This window comes from Vibrio sp. YT-15 (assembly GCF_033337445.1).
Classification (GTDB): domain Bacteria; phylum Pseudomonadota; class Gammaproteobacteria; order Enterobacterales; family Vibrionaceae; genus Vibrio; species Vibrio alginolyticus.
The window spans coordinates 504,484-518,515 of sequence record NZ_JAWOQR010000002.1 but is presented as its reverse complement, the minus strand read 5'-3'; the positions used below and the strand labels follow the sequence as shown (position 1 = coordinate 518,515).

General features: G+C 43.4%; 18 protein-coding genes. 2 read left to right on the top strand and 16 right to left on the bottom strand.

Annotation, left to right across the window (positions count from 1 at the left end):
• The 15 genes from R7D93_RS06515 to R7D93_RS06445 form a co-directional block, all read right to left on the bottom strand.
• A complete protein-coding gene (locus R7D93_RS06515; RefSeq protein WP_186584995.1) occupies positions 1-432 on the bottom strand; it encodes a type III secretion system chaperone in 432 nt (143 codons plus the stop codon).
• A gap of 182 nt (positions 433-614) precedes the next feature.
• Positions 615-1,253 (bottom strand): HrpE/YscL family type III secretion apparatus protein, encoded by a 639-nt coding sequence (locus tag R7D93_RS06510; protein WP_005387146.1) that lies wholly within the window; start codon positions 1,251-1,253, stop codon positions 615-617.
• A complete protein-coding gene (gene vscK / locus R7D93_RS06505; protein WP_206958215.1) occupies positions 1,232-1,897 on the bottom strand; it encodes a SctK family type III secretion system sorting platform protein VscK in 666 nt (221 codons plus the stop codon). Before vscK ends, R7D93_RS06510 begins: the two co-directional genes overlap by 22 nt.
• On the bottom strand, positions 1,890-2,636 hold the full coding sequence (gene sctJ, locus R7D93_RS06500) for a type III secretion system inner membrane ring lipoprotein SctJ (RefSeq protein WP_086012989.1): 747 nt from the start codon (positions 2,634-2,636) through the stop codon (positions 1,890-1,892). The genes vscK and sctJ overlap by 8 nt, the downstream gene beginning before the upstream one ends.
• Entirely contained in the window at positions 2,636-2,980 is a 345-nt protein-coding gene (sctI, locus tag R7D93_RS06495; RefSeq protein ID WP_005387149.1) for a type III secretion system inner rod subunit SctI, read from the bottom strand. The genes sctJ and sctI overlap by 1 nt, the downstream gene beginning before the upstream one ends.
• Positions 2,981-2,988: 8 nt before the next feature.
• The gene (locus R7D93_RS06490; RefSeq protein ID WP_017821342.1) at positions 2,989-3,624 is read right to left on the bottom strand and encodes a YopR family T3SS polymerization control protein; all 636 of its coding nucleotides are present in this window, start codon (positions 3,622-3,624) and stop codon (positions 2,989-2,991) included.
• Positions 3,621-3,980, bottom strand: a complete 360-nt coding sequence (locus R7D93_RS06485; RefSeq protein WP_005377200.1) for a YscG family type III secretion system chaperone — start codon at positions 3,978-3,980, stop codon at positions 3,621-3,623. The genes R7D93_RS06490 and R7D93_RS06485 overlap by 4 nt, the downstream gene beginning before the upstream one ends.
• Before the next feature lie 3 nt (positions 3,981-3,983).
• Positions 3,984-4,232, bottom strand: a complete 249-nt coding sequence (gene sctF, locus R7D93_RS06480; RefSeq protein WP_005377199.1) for a type III secretion system needle filament subunit SctF — start codon at positions 4,230-4,232, stop codon at positions 3,984-3,986.
• Positions 4,233-4,250: 18 nt separating this feature from the next.
• Positions 4,251-4,454, bottom strand: a complete 204-nt coding sequence (locus R7D93_RS06475; protein WP_005377198.1) for an EscE/YscE/SsaE family type III secretion system needle protein co-chaperone — start codon at positions 4,452-4,454, stop codon at positions 4,251-4,253.
• Positions 4,441-5,742 carry a type III secretion system inner membrane ring subunit SctD gene (sctD, locus tag R7D93_RS06470; protein WP_132937104.1) on the bottom strand — a complete coding sequence of 434 codons (1,302 nt, stop codon included), beginning with the start codon at positions 5,740-5,742 and terminating at the stop codon, positions 4,441-4,443. Before sctD ends, R7D93_RS06475 begins: the two co-directional genes overlap by 14 nt.
• A gap of 5 nt (positions 5,743-5,747) precedes the next feature.
• Positions 5,748-7,622, bottom strand: a complete 1,875-nt coding sequence (gene sctC, locus R7D93_RS06465; RefSeq protein ID WP_263856399.1) for a type III secretion system outer membrane ring subunit SctC — start codon at positions 7,620-7,622, stop codon at positions 5,748-5,750.
• A complete protein-coding gene (locus R7D93_RS06460; protein WP_017821346.1) occupies positions 7,619-8,047 on the bottom strand; it encodes a YscB family type III secretion system chaperone in 429 nt (142 codons plus the stop codon). The genes sctC and R7D93_RS06460 overlap by 4 nt, the downstream gene beginning before the upstream one ends.
• A gap of 12 nt (positions 8,048-8,059) precedes the next feature.
• Positions 8,060-9,040, bottom strand: a complete 981-nt coding sequence (locus tag R7D93_RS06455; protein ID WP_025768113.1) for a T3SS regulon anti-activator ExsD domain-containing protein — start codon at positions 9,038-9,040, stop codon at positions 8,060-8,062.
• Positions 9,041-9,188: 148 nt separating this feature from the next.
• Positions 9,189-10,049 carry a helix-turn-helix transcriptional regulator gene (locus R7D93_RS06450; protein WP_225496944.1) on the bottom strand — a complete coding sequence of 287 codons (861 nt, stop codon included), beginning with the start codon at positions 10,047-10,049 and terminating at the stop codon, positions 9,189-9,191.
• Between the two features lie 609 nt (positions 10,050-10,658).
• Positions 10,659-11,072, bottom strand: a complete 414-nt coding sequence (locus R7D93_RS06445; protein WP_054579559.1) for a YscW family type III secretion system pilotin — start codon at positions 11,070-11,072, stop codon at positions 10,659-10,661.
• Between the two features lie 386 nt (positions 11,073-11,458).
• On the opposite strand from R7D93_RS06445, the gene exsC reads away from it, so the two are divergent.
• Together exsC and exsE2 are read left to right on the top strand one after the other, a co-directional pair.
• Positions 11,459-11,905, top strand: coding sequence for a type III secretion system regulatory chaperone ExsC (gene exsC, locus R7D93_RS06440; RefSeq protein ID WP_005377174.1), 447 nt, complete (start codon positions 11,459-11,461; stop codon positions 11,903-11,905).
• Positions 11,906-11,913: 8 nt separating this feature from the next.
• Positions 11,914-12,219 carry a T3SS regulon translocated regulator ExsE2 gene (exsE2, locus tag R7D93_RS06435; RefSeq protein WP_005377171.1) on the top strand — a complete coding sequence of 102 codons (306 nt, stop codon included), beginning with the start codon at positions 11,914-11,916 and terminating at the stop codon, positions 12,217-12,219.
• A gap of 126 nt (positions 12,220-12,345) precedes the next feature.
• Here exsE2 and R7D93_RS06430 read toward each other — a convergent pair whose 3' ends face one another.
• On the bottom strand, positions 12,346-13,866 hold the full coding sequence (locus tag R7D93_RS06430; protein ID WP_005377169.1) for an aldehyde dehydrogenase family protein: 1,521 nt from the start codon (positions 13,864-13,866) through the stop codon (positions 12,346-12,348).
• Between the last annotated feature and the right edge of the window lie 166 nt (positions 13,867-14,032).

The following is a 14,032-nucleotide window of genomic DNA, read 5'->3' as shown; positions in this document are numbered from 1 at the left end:
TTAAACCCTTAATGTGGAAAAATGAGTGGTATTCGTTTCCGGTACTTCGATTGTTTTATTGGTTACTTCTTGTGTATTCGCACTTTTTAACCACTCGATGAAATTCGCAAATGACTCATCGAAAAAAGATGCAGTTAGCAGTGGCTGAGGCAGGTGTATGAAACCGATATATCCGGTCTCTTCCTCCCAGCATACCGCTGGAGAGCCTTGCGTTAAGGCATCTTTCATATGTTGATGCAAAATATCAGCACTCGGTTTATTACCTGAAATCAGCCCGATAAGCGTCACACGATCTTCTTGTGCACGAATTGTGATTGCTGTGTTTTGCTCAACGAGTAGATGGCAACAATCATCTTCATCAAAAACCAACGGCTCCAATTGGCAGCGGCTGGCAAAATCTGTCAGTAAAGAAGTTATAAATCCATTAGCCATTCGACTAAATAATCCTATTTTTGTTTTAGAGGCGCTGCTTGGTTGCAACACTTATCAACTAAGCAGCTTTCTTAGGTGTATTCTTAAGGATTTATGGCAGTGAATATTTTAGAAATGGTCGGATTTTTTTTGTTTAAAGGCATTAAAATGAAAAAACTCAGCAAGTGCTGAGTTTTTGAGGTTTATTCATGAATCGTAATTTTACGCTCGCTGAGCTGCTTCACCATGGCTTGCTTTAATGCATGCAGCTGTCCATCAATACTGGCGTCGATGATCCCAACTTCTGTTTCCAAAATGCAGCCTCCATTTTTCAAGCGCGCATCTGCTACCACGTCAACATAACCGACTTCAGGGAAATCACTTAATACACCAGCCACCTTTTCTCTCACCTCAACAACCTGCTCTGGGTGGACATGTAAAATGACCTGCTTTTGGTTACTCACCAGTTGCAACGCTTCTCGAACTACACTCACCGTGGTATCGACATCATCGAAGGTATCGATGATCTTACGTACTGCTTCTAACACCACACCTGTCATTTTTTCTTCGACTTGCTGATAGTAGTCATTACAACGTGCTAAGGTTTCAACCATCGTTTGCGCATTTTCAATCTTGGCTTGTGCAAGGCCATCTTGATAACCACGTTGTTTTTCGGTTTCGTAGGCTTGTTGGGCATTAGCAATGATGCTTTCAGCTTTGGAGTTCGCGGCTTCAACTAAGTGTTGCGAATCCAGATAACTGGCATAATCTTTCGCTTTCAGCACCTTTAAGCCAGGTGCCAGCTGCAAATTGTCTGTTTTTATTTCAACAAATGAAACCATTGAGGAATAACCTGTTTTGCGATTTTTTTTGTGAGTCGATACGCCAGATCTCGTTGATCCGCTTCCAACCAGTTAGCTGTTTCCGCGTTTTCGCTAAGTTGCTTTTCTAATTTGAATTGCCAACGAAGAACAACATCTTCTGGTGAGTTAATCAAAATAAACCTCATCCAAAAATATCCTAGCGCCCTCATGCTTGCTTCAACAGACCTTTCATCCAGTAGTTCTGGTAACGCACGCTGCCAGCCTTGCGGCCAACTGGATAACAGCATCGGCCCGTTTTGAATTAAGAACCGAGCGCCTTCCAAACCAAAAACGTTGTTCAAAACCTGTTTCGGATGTTTTAAAACAACGCTTCGCATCGCAACGCAATGCAAAGCTCCACCCACCATCAATACGAGTTGATTCAACGCGTCTGTCGGGAGCAATGCCAAACTATGACAAGGTCTGTTAAAAGCCGTCTCAGGAACGGGAGATAACGTCCACTCATTGATACACCATTGGTTGAACATGGGGTTATCTCTCCAGCCTTCGATATTTAGTAACCAAGGCTGCTTTTGCTCTATCCAACTTCTATGGATGTACTGGCAAGGCGCATAGTTAAACTGGTGTTGTACCTGCGCGAGTGGTGTTTCTGGTTTAACCACGCTTCGTGTTCCTACGACACCATGTAAAAGTAGCGATATTCGAGCCGATGAGTGCCGCTACCAAGAACACCAAAATGGCGATAAGATTATTCGCCGTCTCTTTGGTGACCTGAACCGACAAAATACTTTTAAATTGATTGTTTTGAGTAGCAACTCGAACCTCTGATGAGGGTACCATCACTACGCTGATTCGATCGTAGTTCAACCCCTCAATACTGTTGTTCACTAATAATTTGATCTGCGGGACATATGAATCAAGCGCAATATCTGCCGCGTGTTTAATAAATACGGAGGCAGAAGCTGGAGTTGGGCGCTCTCCTGGACGCAGATCTTGATCTTCCAAAACAACATGAACACGTGCCACCAGCACGCCATCAATCTGAGATAAGGTTGACGAGAGCTCTTGAGATTTCGCGTACACCAAACGTGCTCGTTCTGCTAATGGTGACGAGATCAAATCGTCTTTAGGAAACACCTCTTTCAGTGTAGAAAACTGCTCTCTTGGATAACCTTTTCGCTTTAGCGCATCTACCGCAAAGGCGATTTGAGAACTGTCTACCATTAACTTGACGGTGTTGTCTTTGTCAGGTTCTTTTGTTGCAACGACACCTTCGGATAGTAAGATCGACAACATCTCATTACCCTCTTTCTGAGTAACGTTGGTGTATAACTCGGTCTGACAACCTACCAGAAACAACGTGAGCATGATGAAAACTGCTCTCATTTTATTCATCATCACTATTGTGCCTTCAATAAGGTTTCTACGTTTTGTGTGGTTTTACCCACGGTTTTCGCGATCAGCTCTTCTTGAAAAGTAATGCGTGTCAGCGCCCACTGCATTTGCAGTAATTGCGCCGGATCATCACCCACCATCTTCATGTTGTCTTGCAGGTTACTTTTCGCGTTATCGATAGTGTTTTTCAACTCGCTGATGTTTTCTAGCAAACCGCCCTCCAGGCCATTACTTGCCTCGGGAACCGACATGGCTTGCTCAAAACGTTCGCTTAAACCGTCTTCGACTTGCGCATCCTGTAACTTATCAATGTTGGTTTGCATCACCTCGGTGTACTGCGTATTTATCATATGTACTCCTAAGATAAATCTAACTTGTGACTGTGAGTCATGATGTTTTTCACCATCGCATTTTTTTGGATCATGAAGCTAAGTTCATCACGAACCATGTCCAATGTTGATGCCATATCAGGTAACGACTTCAACTCTGCCCAGCAATGCCATAAGGCTTGTTCTTTCTGGGCACCCAGTGGAAAATGCTGCGCTAGCATTGCTTTTAGTGCTGTTTTATCAGCAGGTGGTTCGGCAATAAGCTGTCCCGAAAAACTCCCTAGTAACTCCTGCTTCAACACCTTTAACAAATCAGATTGTGGCTGCTCGTTGCCTTTTGCACTCTTCGCCTCATGAAAGGCGTACCACATTGCCTCTCGTTTAACTTGAGGGTCGGAAAACGCTTCATTTAACGATGATAAGACACTTTGTTTACTGACAACCTCTGCGTCTTTTAATGATTCGTACCACGCTTTAATCTCCGCCAGTTTCGCTTCTGTTTTCTCTAGCGTCTCTTTTGGAGAAACATGTGAAACTTGCTCTTGCTTGTCACTTCGCTCCATGAGTGCTTTCATCTTGTCTTCATCGCTCCGCTCATAATGGCGCGACTCCGACTGACGCAAAGATTGGTGTTGAAGACTTAGGTTGCTTGAATCAATGATCATCCAAGATTCCTAATGTCCTGAGAAAAGCTCGCAGCAAATGCTTGGCTTTCTTCGCTTCCTTGTGACGCAAGTTCTACCCAGCTTTCCGCTTTGCTCAGTAAACCGGCTTTGGCAGAAGCAAGAGCCGCTAAGCTGATCAGATCTGGATAGGCATTACAAAGTGGTTCGAGTAATTGATGAGCCTCTTCATACAAGCCTTTATTCATGAGGCTCATTGCACGAATCATCGCAACGGTCTCTTCAGAACCTGAGCTTGCTTCAAGGCCATCTGCAATCGTGTTGGCTTCTTGATGACGATGCATACCTGTTGCCATCAGCGCGATTTCAGCCAGCAGTTGGCGCGTTTCTCGTTCCATGCTTTACACCTTCTGGAGAATCGACTGCATCACATCTTTAATCGCACGAGTGGTGGTCGCATTGATATTGTAAACAACAGACCATTTGTTGATCGCGTGCTGAAGCTCGGCAAGCTTTGATGGATCATCGGCATTGGTTTCTAGGTTCTTGATGGCTGCCGTCACTTCTGTGTTGGCATCTTTCGCTTGTTGTTCTAACTTAGCTTTAACATCATCAAGGTTTACACTGTTACTAGCATCGTAAAATGACATAAGACTTCCTCGTATTTTTTAGTTAGCTTCGTATGATTCAACGACCGCATGGGCGGCTGTGTAAGCTTCATACTGTTTGAGTAGCAATTGGTACTGCTGTGGTGAGCACCCTAAATCCAACTGACGTTTCACCACCGCTTGTGCTTCTAAGAGCTTGCTCTTAATCTTGTGCACTTCCGCACCGTTTGTGTCGTTATTTAAAATTTGTTCAAGATTTGTCATTGTTCGTCTCGCCTTCATATCCGAGTTCTATTGTTATCACCCGCCCGCCTTTAACCAACTCAATACCAGCAGGTGTAACACTGGATATTCGGTAGCCCTGAGGCGTTCTTGCACCGACCATATAGCGAACGTTATCGGTCAGAATCACATATGGAACCTGGCCAAAGTTAACGCTACGAAACGGGAAATCGATATTGGTGCCTTTACTCACCTTAGGTATGGATTTCAAAACTAAGTACGGTTTCTCACCATATTGTTCCCGGAAGTCTCGGGTCACACCGTAAAATCGAGTCGTTTCGATATCATCAAGCTCACCACGAACTTCGATGCGATCACCGCTGGTGACCAACTGGACTTTTTTCAGTAACTCCGCATCCGTCAATAACGCTTTTAGCGTATCCATGTAGGCACCCGCTCGCTGCAGTTCAACCTTCCACGCAATAAGACCCGGCACGTCTCGCTCCAAGATTTGTTCAACTTGGTTCCAGCGGCTTGCATCATCGATATAGCCCGTCAGCAGCAGTGTTCCGGTCTCATCGCCATTTTCGACTTTCACTTGGTGATAGCCGAGGTTGCGCAAAATAAATCGAACCCCGCGACGGATTTCTTCCATCGTTCTTAAGTCACTTTTGTAATTGATGCCCAATACATCAATTCGACCAAGCAGATCGAGTTTCTGTGTTCGGTCTTCAACATAGCCCTCTAAGACTGCTTGGCGTGCGGCGGCATTCCATTCCACACGAACGTCGCTAAGTTTGAGCTCGCCTAAGATGTTACGTACCAAAACAATGGGTTCTGCTTCTGTAACAATTTCATTGTTGTTTCCGTTAGCTTGGCTGTACCACATACCGGCAAAAATGACACTCGGGACAAAACTACAGAGCAAAGCGATGAGCGTTGTTTTTTTCCAGCTAGAGCGTTGCACAGCAACCACAGGTGTATTCTGTTGGCTAGATTCGTCGCTGACGTTACTCACAATTAACGCATCTTCCGCGTATCCCAGAGCGAACTTCACAACGCCGACCGAGACAACAGCATGGCGTGACAACTCGATACCATCACCTGCAACAGCGATGTCTTCACTGTTAATATTTGCCTCTTCGCAGCCTCGTAAAATGACCGAGTCTTGATGGCAAACGAGGGTGAAATGGTTCGCTTCGACCCCAGCATCAGACAGTACAAGATCAGCAATAAAGTCGTCACTGCCAAGCACGAGAACACCTTCAGGTAAGGTGACTTCTACTCCGGTATGCACGCCTGATAAAATACGAATTTTCCATTGCTGCATCGCGGTTAAGACTCCTCTGAAGGGCGCGCACACTCACTTTGTGAGTCATCACATTCCAATACTTTCACCCGCCAACCCTTTTGCCCTGTTGGTAATTGGCACTGCGTTAATTGAGACGACTTTTTCTGTGACAATAAGTCTTGTTGATAGCGCTCGGCCTGAACCCTCGATGTGCAGCTATATACTTCCACTACCGATTTAAATTCAGCGCTATTGTTGGAGATGTTGTTAAGCCTGCCTATACTTGGTCGCAAGTCATATTCGTTGCCAATCAACACACTATCGCCAATACCATCCACAACAATTCGAGGTTCTAAAATAAACATTCGTACTGTGCGGCGCTTAGTATTGGTATTACTTCTAAACAGCGCGCCTAAATATGGGATGTCTCCTAGCAATGGCACTTTACGTAACTGATGGCTCACTTCATCTCGGTACACACCACCGATAAGTAAGCTTTGCCCTTGTTTAACCGTCGCTAAGGTGCTGATTTCAGTTTTACGAACGGAAGGAAGATCATCGACACCACCATCAGCGATCTTTGCACCGTCTTCGAGATGAAGGCTCAGGTTAATTTCAGGTCGTGCAGCAAATCTATCACCAACGATACGTGGGACAATTCTCAGTAACGTGCCATACGTGACCTCTTCCAGCGCTGCGGTTTCTTTACCAACCAGCTTGACGTAAAACGTGCTGCTGTTGTTCAGTACCGCTTCGACATTTTCCTGAGTTAACAATGTTGGTCTTGAAACCACTTGAGCACTGCCTTTGGATTCCAATAAACGAATTTGAGCCAGCAAGTAATTTAGGTTGGTTGAATCAAGCAAGGACTTAAAGTTCTGTCCACTGCCGAGCGTCACATCCCCCGAATTCACATCACCTGTTGTTTTGATATCGACAATGCGGTTGTTTCCGACAGACACTCCCGCTCGCCAATCCACGCCTAACTGACTTAAATCGTTGGCACTGATATCGACAATCGATAGCGCGACTTCAATTCTTGATTGCGGCTGGTCTAATTGCGCGACCAGTTTACGATAGAGCGGTAATCGTGCTTGAGTATCACGAACGATAATCGCATTAAGACCCGGCTCTGCTTCAACTGTTGCGCCACCATGAACTGAGGCGGTTTTATTACTTTTTACAGGCTTATCTGGACTGGTAACTTCTTTGCTAGACGCACTCGCCACTTGCGTTTGAACACCAGACACGACCCGTTTTAACACCGATGCGATGCCCGGGACCGTAATTGTCTGATCTCGATATGCAATTTCTCTATCCGTTGCAGAAGCGTACTTCAAAGGAATTATCTCAACGAATAATTCGTCGGTTGAATTTGATTTCTGCAGCAAGCGCGTTTCCAATGCCTCCGCCGTTTGTACCACTAAGTCGACATAACGTGGAGGACCCGCAAGATAGACTAACCCTTTGCTCTCAGCCGCTCTCCAACCATAACGAGAATCCCAAACGCCGGTGGAAATTAACGTACTGCGTAGCTCTCTAGCCGTAAGTAATTCCAATTGAAGTAAACGTGAGCGAGTTTCTGTCGCCTTATAGACATGTAAGACGGCACCATCGAAATACCACATCAAGTTGTACACTTGCGATAAGTAATCGAGGAATTCCGCCGGATCTTCAGGGGTAAAACGCCCATTCACTCGATCGTTGACTTTGTCACTAACAGAAACAGAGACACGATAATTTGCACCGAAGTTATTCAACAACTCTTTTAATGAGTCGTTATCTGCATAGTAGCGGAACGGTTGTTCGGGCCAGTGTAAGTCTGTTGCTTGCGCGTATCCCAAAGGAACAACACTCACTGCGCATAACAATGCCTTTGTTGCAGCACGCCTAATGTTGGGAAAGATTTTTAGCATCATGGTAACCACACTGTATGGTTGATTGTGTGGTTCACGCGTGCTTGTTCCAATAATGCAATGTAACGTTCGCATAGATTGACGTGCTTAGAAAGCAAAGCAGAGAACCGTTCCACCGAACAGTCCTCAACCCTTACTTTACTTTGCAAAATCAATTGCTGATCATCATTGGTTGTCAGTACGCCGCCATCCTCACGAATGGTTTTTAATGAGAGCTGCATGCAACGTTGTAACGCTTGTTCTTGTTGATAATCTAGATGCTCTTTAAACTGGAAGGGTAACGTCGCTTCCCATAAAATCCATGACGCATGTTGCTTGATGGTCAGTGATAACTGGTCAACCTCGATGTTGTAAGAACCATTTTCTGAGGCAATAAAATCCCCTACCTTTAGCGCTTCCGCTAAAGATTTCATCATCTTATCTAACATTTAACGCCCTATTTAGATCTGGCTGAGGTGATTGCAAGCCTGGCCGCACTGACCACTTTGAGTATCAAAATAGTAGTGATCGATATCACCAACAGTTTGCATATTCTTGAACCATTGCCATACTTTCGCAACCGCATTTTGGTCGTTGTAAACCACATCGCATGCATCCCAAACTTCGTTCAGCTCAGGGGCTTCAAGTCGCACTTCCGAACACCAATTTTTCCACTCAGAAATAAATTGTTCGGTTGTAGAGGTGTACTCCGCGAACCCTTTCAGCTCGTCTAAAGACGGTTGCCACTTCTCAATTAACGAACGATGACATTCAATCACTTGCAACTGTTGTTCGCTTAACGTCCCAAGTTGCTTTTTAAGTTGATGCTGCTGGCTCTTAATAAGATCGAGTTGCTGTTGAACAAAGACGGCACTGGTGTCTTCCCCTGATAGCTTCGACCAATATTCCTTCTGAATATCGAGTTGATTGATAAGTTGTTCAACTTTAATCGAAGCATGAAGAGCACTTTGATCGACTTGTCGGTTAATCCACTCGTTGAGTGATAAATGGAAACAAAGCATCAACGTTTTTGGGACAGCCAAATTAAAGCGAAAGCCCAGACGAGAGTTGATGTAGTCCAGCCTTTGTTCGAACGTTGTGATTGTGCTGCTATCACTGAGCTGCGATCCAATTTCCAAAAATAAACGCATGGCAAACCGGTCTATCGAAGCACCAAGTTTTTGATACGTTTTAACTAACTGGCTAGCGCATAGGCTATCGACGACATTTCTATCCAACAAGCGTTGAAGTAAAGATAACTGCTCATAATTTATGACGCCTTCACTCAACAATTGTCGGTGATTGACGTGCACAACATTGAGATCCTGCGTAGGTTTCGAGGCGCTTTCATAACGAGCTCCTCTTTGTAAAACAGTCACTTTCCGCTGTGTCACTATGCTGTCTGGAAAAAGCGAACGGCGTCGCCAATGCTGCTTTTTCATTTATGTTCGTCTCCGCACCCCTTTCGAACAATCCAGAAAGAAAGAGATGTAATAATTTTTAATCGTTCGTTGTTACACGATACATAATAGAATTTACACTGGTGAGTGACTTTCAAAATTAGTCAGAAAATTTTAGTCCCAAGTCATTTCATTTCGCGATAGCCACTTGATCGTCTCCCGAACGTACGCGGCTTGGGGTCGTTCCAAAACGACGACGGTAACTCTGCGTAAAGTAAGACTGGCTGGAAAACCCTGCCTCCATCGCCACATCTACGATGCTCATCTTGCTCGTCAACAGCAGTTTATGAGCATGCAGTAGTCGACGCTCACTGATCCAAGCTCTTGGAGAAATGCCATAGTGCTCATTAAAAAGCTCTTTAAAAGTGGTTAAGCTGGCACCAAACTCCTGCGCGTAGTCTGTCAACTTCCATTCTTTTAAGTAATGCTGTTCCATAAATCGACGTAACCGTTCCGAAGTACGGTTTGTTTGTTGTGACAGCAACGCATACAGTGATTCTCCTCCTTTGCTGTGTAGCAAGAGAATGAGTAGTTCTTCGTATTTTAGGCACATAATGGCATCAGGGTACGCTTGTTGCTCAAGCGTCTGCATGCTAGAAAGCACTTGTTCAACGAGTATGTTCAAACCAAAAGTAAACAAACCAGAACAAACTTTGTCTACCTTAGGCAGCATCATCAAGAGATCACTGTGTTTTTGCAGCAACTGACTAACGAGTTCATTGTCGTAGGCAATAATCGACGCTTTGTATGCCCCATCTAGCGGAGAGTACTCTAACAAGTAATTCCCTTGGGATAGAAATACCCCATTTTCTGCAGCAACATCGATTGTGCAATCACCTGTTTGAACTCGAAGCTGACCATTGTGAACGACAACAATGTGAGACTGGTCTGAGTGAAATACTTCGTCAGATTTTTCATAGCAGGAAAAACTACGAATTTTTCGTGAACTCGAGTCGACCCTTTCTGAGTTTAGTTGGCCTGACACATCCATTTTCTACCCTTCATTATTTTGAGTTTCTCAGTGCAAATGTTGAGAAACTTTCAAAGCACTACTTTGATTGTTGTTATTTCTAAGTACTGCTGTATGAATTAAAGAAGCAAAGAAAAGAGCATAGAAGTTCTATCACTTACCATACCCCCCGAATAATTAGCAAATAACCCAAGCATTACCTTTACCTAAAGGTAATGGTTTGACTTAGTAAATTTCTGCTGTCCGTCTTTATTATTTTTATCAGATAGCGTTTATCATTAGCCAAAACTTAAATATCATTTCGTTATTTAAGTTTGGTTGTTTTGTTATACATTAGAATACAATTAAATAGATTTCGGCATCGTTTCGAGAACAAAATTAAATTTCCAAAATCATAAAAATGTATGTTTTATAGCCTAAAACGCCAAGCCAACGTGTTCAAGGAGCGAGATATAATCATAAAAAATACTGTTTTTGCAACAAGTATGAGTCTAAAAAACAACTGACCCGATGACTTCAAAGCCATGTAATTAATGTTTATAAAAGACAACAAATCTTTCACAACAGGAAAGATATGGTCTTTATTTTTATAAATTAGAAAATTCTAATAAAAATGTAGTACTTAAAATTTTATCTGTTTATTTTTGGAACAAGAATCAAGTTTTCTTGTTTATTTCCCTCTAAAAATAAATAGTTCTTTTCTTTTTCCGCAACGAGCTCACCGTTTGAATAAAGCTTTCCAATAATCTTCATTTTTCCTTCACCAGCTTGAATTGGTGCAATTAAAAACGAATACTGCACAGGCAACTGAACGCCTTGGTAGCTCTGAGATGCCGACTTAAGACATTGATTATCAATAACTTTACATATTTCCACCTCAAGAGAAGTAATCGAAGGTGGAAAGTAGCCGTCGACAGAAACCCAACCATAGACTGATGCCTGACTCTGTGTATCAAAGCCATCCACCCCATTGACGGACACAGTCTGACTGCACCCACTCAGTATGAATAACCCAATAAAACCAGCCCATATAGAATTGTTCATTATGACCCCATAAACGTATTTTATATAATCTAGCTCATTTGAAATTCACACAATTCTTTATGTAAAAATATAAAAGATCAACTTATATTTATACTACAAGCGGACAATAAATCGCATTTTTCAACAACACGTAGTTAACATGGACTGTAATTTCAAAAGCAGTTTCTGTTCTCTTTCATTCCTTCCTTAATTGAAGTTCATTAGAGAAAAGTGATATATATATATCATTGCCATTAAGATATGCATCTGAACACATTTAATTTTTCCGTTCTATTTCTCTCAACACATTTAAAAGCCAAAATATAATAACAACCGACTAATATTGATAAACATGAAGAGATACATCTAATATTTTCCTTGATAAAATTTCAAAAGGGACTATTCCTATGTCAGCACGCCAAACTATCGATGAGATTTTGCTAAAGTTTGCTCATCAAATAGGCTTGCCTGCACTGCATCTAACGGAAAATGAAGTAAGCTTAGCCTTTGATGATAATCTAAGGGTGCATATCATCTTTCATCCTGAATCGACAACTCTGCAGCTCGAAGCTGAGATTGTTGGCCTTCAAATTGTAAATTCCGATCTTTATCGTTCTTTCTTGGCCTTTAATTATCACTGGCCTGAGCACCAGTTATTTTTTAGTTTAGATAACCACCGACATGTCCTATGTTTAAACCGACTCATTAACATTAGGCGACTGGATTACGAATATTTTGAAACAGCTTTAGCAGAATTGCTGACGCACAGCGAGTCGTGGGAAGCGTTATTGTCTTCGCATGTAACCATTGATGAGGCACCACCGATGCCACAAACTTTAGACTTGAGAGTTTAGGTGTCTTTATGTCCAATGACATCCAATCCACATACACCAATTCATCGGTTCATGACGTTCAACAAGCGCAGCAAAGTGATGCAGTGCCGCAAGGAACGTTTCATGGCCGTAAAGTCACCCTACTCTCCTCATCAGAAAGCAGCATGACGCGAACAAGCTCTAAAAGAGAGCTTGGTGAATGTTTAAATCAATTTGCCAGTCTCGAATCTTGCAATCGCGTTTTGGACTTTGATCCGCAACTCAATATTGACAAGCAAAACGCCGCCGTAGAAAAGCTTATGGAACGAAAAGTGGCGATAATTCAACGTTCCTGATATCACAATATAAGCAGGTTAAACACCTAAGTTACCCTTCAGCCGACAAGCTCACGCTAATAAAAAACCCCGAAGATTCGGGGTTTTGATTCATACTGCTTTTTCTTTATTAATTACTTAGTTTCACTAGAAGAAGCCTAACGGGTCGATGCTGTAGCTAATCAGCAAGTTCTTCGTGTTCTGGTAGTGATCCAGCATCATCTTGTGCGTTTCGCGCCCGATACCCGATTTTTTGTAACCACCGAACGCTGCGTGTGCAGGGTAAGCGTGGTAACAGTTAATCCAGATTCGACCAGCTTCAATATTACGGCCCATACGATATGCGACGTTCGCATCACGTGTCCAAACACCTGCACCTAAGCCATATTCGGTGTCGTTTGCGATTTCCAACGCTTCAGCCTCATCTTTGAATTTGGTGATAGCAATCACTGGGCCAAAGATTTCTTCTTGGAAGATTCGCATCTTGTTGTGGCCTTCCAACATGGTTGGCTGAATGTAGTACCCCTGGTTGATAGACTCTGGCTGTTCTGACACTCCACCACCAAAGACCACTTTTGCGCCTTCTTCACGGCCGATTTCCAGGTAACTTAAAATCTTATCAAACTGTTCTTGAGAAGCCTGAGCACCGACTTGAGTATCGGTATCAAGCGGATTACCTTGTTTAATCAGCTGTGCACGTTCCGTCAGTTTCTCTACAAACTTGTCATAAATCGCTTCATGAACCAGTACGCGAGATGGACAAGTACAAACTTCACCTTGGTTGAAGAAACCAAGTAACGTACCTTCGATACACTTATCAAGATACTCATCTTCGTAATCGAAGATATCTGAGAAGTAGATGTTTGGAGATTTACCACCTAACTCAACTGTCGATGGGATCAAGTTGTCTGCTGCACATTTCAGAATGTGGTTGCCAACTTGCGTAGACCCGGTAAAAGCGAGTTTCGCAATGCGGTTGCTGGTTGCTAATGCTTGACCCGCTTCAGAACCATATCCGTTTACAACGTTGATGACACCAGGAGGAAGAAGGTCACCGATTTTTTCCATCAGAACCAGAATGGATGTTGGGGTTTGCTCTGCTGGCTTCAATACCACACAGCAACCCGCCGCTAGTGCCGGTGCTAGTTTCCAAGCCGCCATCAACATTGGGAAGTTCCACGGAATAATTTGACCAACCACACCAATCGGTTCTGGGAAGTGGTAGCTTGCGGTGTGCTCATCCAGTTCTGCCGCACTGCCTTCTTGTGCGCGAATACAGCCAGCGAAGTAACGGAAGTGATCCACTACTAAAGGTAAATCTGCCGCCAAGGTTTCGCGAACTGGTTTGCCGTTTTCCCAAGTTTCTGCAACTGCAAGCTCTTCTAGATGCTGCTCAATACGGTCAGCAATTTTCAGCAAGATGTTCGAACGTTCTGTCACGCTGGTTTTGGCCCATTTTGCTCTGATGTTGTGCGCGGCATCCAGTGCTAAATTAATATCTTCCTCGCCAGAGCGAGCAACTTTACAATACGCTTGTCCGTTGATTGGTGAGATATTGTCAAAGTACTCACCACCCGTTGGTTTTACCCATTCCCCACCGATAAAGTTATCGTAATGCGATTTAAAGTTAACAATGGCATTTTCACTACCTGGCTGTGCATAGATCATAACTCTTCCTTTTGTTTCTCGTTCAATGTGTTATTGCAGTGTCGTATCGCACTGTTCACAAAGAGCATTACGCAAGTCACACGCCAACTACGCCACACTTGTTGTTAATTAAATGTAAAACTATGATTACCAAGCGATAACAAACCAAGTGAGCGATGTTTGAGCG

Excerpts from the sequence above, each read along its gene's own strand:
- R7D93_RS06515 (WP_186584995.1), bottom strand. The coding sequence starts at position 432 with ATGGCTAATGGATTTATAACTTCTTTACTGACAGATTTTGCCAGCCGC.
- R7D93_RS06510 (WP_005387146.1), bottom strand. The coding sequence starts at position 1,253 with ATGGTTTCATTTGTTGAAATAAAAACAGACAATTTGCAGCTGGCACCT.
- sctI (WP_005387149.1), bottom strand. The coding sequence starts at position 2,980 with ATGATAAATACGCAGTACACCGAGGTGATGCAAACCAACATTGATAAG.
- R7D93_RS06490 (WP_017821342.1), bottom strand. The coding sequence starts at position 3,624 with ATGATCATTGATTCAAGCAACCTAAGTCTTCAACACCAATCTTTGCGT.
- R7D93_RS06485 (WP_005377200.1), bottom strand. The coding sequence starts at position 3,980 with ATGGAACGAGAAACGCGCCAACTGCTGGCTGAAATCGCGCTGATGGCA.
- sctF (WP_005377199.1), bottom strand. The coding sequence starts at position 4,232 with ATGTCATTTTACGATGCTAGTAACAGTGTAAACCTTGATGATGTTAAA.
- R7D93_RS06475 (WP_005377198.1), bottom strand. The coding sequence starts at position 4,454 with ATGACAAATCTTGAACAAATTTTAAATAACGACACAAACGGTGCGGAA.
- sctD (WP_132937104.1), bottom strand. The coding sequence starts at position 5,742 with ATGCAGCAATGGAAAATTCGTATTTTATCAGGCGTGCATACCGGAGTA.
- sctC (WP_263856399.1), bottom strand. The coding sequence starts at position 7,622 with ATGATGCTAAAAATCTTTCCCAACATTAGGCGTGCTGCAACAAAGGCA.
- R7D93_RS06460 (WP_017821346.1), bottom strand. The coding sequence starts at position 8,047 with ATGTTAGATAAGATGATGAAATCTTTAGCGGAAGCGCTAAAGGTAGGG.
- R7D93_RS06455 (WP_025768113.1), bottom strand. The coding sequence starts at position 9,040 with ATGAAAAAGCAGCATTGGCGACGCCGTTCGCTTTTTCCAGACAGCATA.
- R7D93_RS06450 (WP_225496944.1), bottom strand. The coding sequence starts at position 10,049 with ATGGATGTGTCAGGCCAACTAAACTCAGAAAGGGTCGACTCGAGTTCA.
- R7D93_RS06445 (WP_054579559.1), bottom strand. The coding sequence starts at position 11,072 with ATGAACAATTCTATATGGGCTGGTTTTATTGGGTTATTCATACTGAGT.
- exsC (WP_005377174.1), top strand. The coding sequence starts at position 11,459 with ATGTCAGCACGCCAAACTATCGATGAGATTTTGCTAAAGTTTGCTCAT.
- exsE2 (WP_005377171.1), top strand. The coding sequence starts at position 11,914 with ATGTCCAATGACATCCAATCCACATACACCAATTCATCGGTTCATGAC.
- R7D93_RS06430 (WP_005377169.1), bottom strand. The coding sequence starts at position 13,866 with ATGATCTATGCACAGCCAGGTAGTGAAAATGCCATTGTTAACTTTAAA.